This window comes from Pseudomonas agronomica (genome assembly GCF_025917275.1).
Taxonomy (GTDB): Bacteria; Pseudomonadota; Gammaproteobacteria; order Pseudomonadales; family Pseudomonadaceae; genus Aquipseudomonas; species Aquipseudomonas agronomica.
Genome location: NZ_JAOSHO010000661.1, coordinates 1 through 2,320 on the forward strand (window position 1 = coordinate 1; position 2,320 = coordinate 2,320).

A 2,320-nucleotide genomic window follows, 5' to 3' on the forward strand; every position below is an offset into this window, starting at 1 on the left:
GGGGCACTCAGTTGTCACGGGGAGTTGTGTCACGTCGCCGGCCGGATCGCCTTGATCAACGACTGCAGCGAATAGCCCAACCGCGGCGCCAGCCCTTCCGCCCGGGCAACCAGGCCGTCCATATCCAGTTCCTGGTCGAGGTCCGCCGGCACGATCAGGATCACGTTGCCCTCCTTCACCGGCAGCTCCCAATAATGTCGGTGGTACAGGCCACGCAACAGCGCCGCGCCCAGGGGCTTGCCGTCATCGGTGGCCCATTGGTTGATCACCAGCCAGCCACCGGGATTGAGGCGCTTCTGACAGTTTTCCAGAAAACCCCACGCCAGATGGCCGACGCCGGGGCCTACGTCGGTATAGAGGTCGACGAAAATCAGGTCAGCCGGCTCCGCCGTTTCAAGCAGTTCGAGGGCATCACCGACGCGGATATACAAGCGCGGATCGTCATCCAGCCCCAGGTATTCGATGGCCAGGCGCGGCACGTCGGGGCGCAGTTCGATCGCCTCGACATCTTCCAACGGCAGGAACTTGAGACAGGCCTGGGTCAACGTACCGGCGCCCAACCCCAGGAACAACGCGCTTTCCGGCTGCTCATGACACAACGCACCGATGAGCATGGCCCGGGTGTAGTCATATTCGAGCCAGCTCGGGTCGGCGGTGAACACGCAGCTCTGCTCAATGGCATCGCCAAATTCGAGGAACCGGTAATCGGCCACTTCGAACACGCGGATCATGCCGAACTCGTCGTGCACCTCGGCGAGCAAATGCTCGACGCGCTCCTCTGTCATTTCATCTCCTGATGTTGCCGGGCGGGCATGGGCCTGCGTATACGGGGCAAAGGCGCGATTGTCCGCGAAGCAAGCGGAACAGGTCACGCACTAATTTGCTGATAACATGAGCGCCCGAGCGTAAACCACCTAGAGATCATGATGAGCCAACCCTGGAGCCCTGACAGCTGGCGCGCCCTGCCGATCCAGCAACAACCCCGCTACCCCGACGCCGCGCACCTGTTGCAGGTGGAGCAGACCCTGGCCAGTTATCCGCCATTGGTGTTTGCCGGTGAGGCCCGGGAGTTGCGCCGTCAGTTCGCCGAGGTGACCCAGGGCCGAGCCTTCCTGCTGCAAGGCGGCGATTGCGCCGAAAGCTTCGCCGAGTTCTCGGCCGCCAAGATCCGCGACACCTTCAAGGTGCTCTTGCAGATGGCCATCGTCATGACGTTTGCCGCCGGCTGCCCCGTGGTCAAGGTCGGGCGCATGGCCGGGCAATTCGCCAAGCCACGCTCGGCCAACGATGAAACCATTGACGGGGTAACGTTGCCGGCCTATCGCGGCGACATCGTCAACGGCATCGGTTTCGACGAAAAAAGCCGCGTGCCGGACCCGGAGCGGTTGCTGCAGTCCTACCACCAGTCCACCGCCACCTTGAACCTGCTGCGCGCCTTCGCCCAGGGCGGTTTTGCCGATCTGCACCAGGTGCACAAGTGGAACCTGGATTTCATCGCCAACTCAGCCCTGGCGGAAAAATACAGTCACCTGGCCGACCGTATTGACGAAACCCTGGCGTTCATGCGCGCCTGCGGTATGGACAGCTCGCCGCAACTGCGCGAAACCAGTTTCTTCACCGCCCACGAAGCGCTGCTGCTCAACTACGAAGAAGCCTTCGTGCGCCGCGACAGCCTGACCAATGATTATTACGATTGCTCGGCCCACATGTTGTGGATCGGCGACCGGACCCGTCAGCTGGACGGCGCCCATGTCGAGTTCCTGCGCGGGGTGAACAACCCGATCGGGGTCAAGGTCGGCCCCAGCATGAACCCTGACGACCTGATCCGCCTGATCGACGTGCTCAACCCGGACAACGACCCGGGCCGACTGAACCTGATCGCGCGCATGGGCGCCAACAAGGTCGGCGATCACCTGCCGCAACTGCTGCGCGCGGTGCAGCGCGAGGGCAAGCAGGTGCTGTGGAGCTCCGATCCGATGCACGGCAACACCATCAAGGCCAGCAGCGGTTACAAGACTCGGGACTTTGCGCAGATCCTGGGCGAAGTGAAGCAGTTCTTCCAGGTCCATGAAGCCGAAGGCACCTATGCCGGCGGTATTCACATCGAGATGACCGGGCAGAACGTCACCGAATGCATCGGCGGCGCGCGACCGATCACCGAGGACGGGCTGTCGGATCGTTACCACACCCACTGCGACCCGCGGATGAATGCCGATCAGTCGCTGGAACTGGCGTTCCTGATTGCCGAGACGTTGAAGCAAGTCCGGCGATAAAATCTTCGTCGGTCATCGAACAGCCATCGCGAGCAAGCTCGCTCCCA

At 62.4% G+C, this 2,320-nt stretch carries 2 protein-coding genes; one reads left to right on the forward strand and one right to left on the reverse strand.

What is annotated here, in order from left to right; genetic code table 11:
• Positions 1-29: 29 nt before the first annotated feature.
• Complete coding sequence (locus OC610_RS25885; protein ID WP_030141883.1) at positions 30-785, reverse strand: spermidine synthase; 756 nt, start codon at positions 783-785, stop codon at positions 30-32.
• A gap of 141 nt (positions 786-926) precedes the next feature.
• Here OC610_RS25885 and OC610_RS25890 point away from each other — a divergent pair, with 141 nt between their 5' ends.
• On the forward strand, positions 927-2,273 hold the full coding sequence (locus OC610_RS25890) for a class II 3-deoxy-7-phosphoheptulonate synthase (RefSeq protein WP_039588915.1): 1,347 nt from the start codon (positions 927-929) through the stop codon (positions 2,271-2,273).
• Positions 2,274-2,320: the final 47 nt, after the last annotated feature.

Bases quoted from the DNA above. Each gene is read 5' to 3' on its own strand.
- OC610_RS25885 (WP_030141883.1), bottom strand. From the start codon at position 785: ATGACAGAGGAGCGCGTCGAGCATTTGCTCGCCGAGGTGCACGACGAG.
- OC610_RS25890 (WP_039588915.1), top strand. From the start codon at position 927: ATGAGCCAACCCTGGAGCCCTGACAGCTGGCGCGCCCTGCCGATCCAG.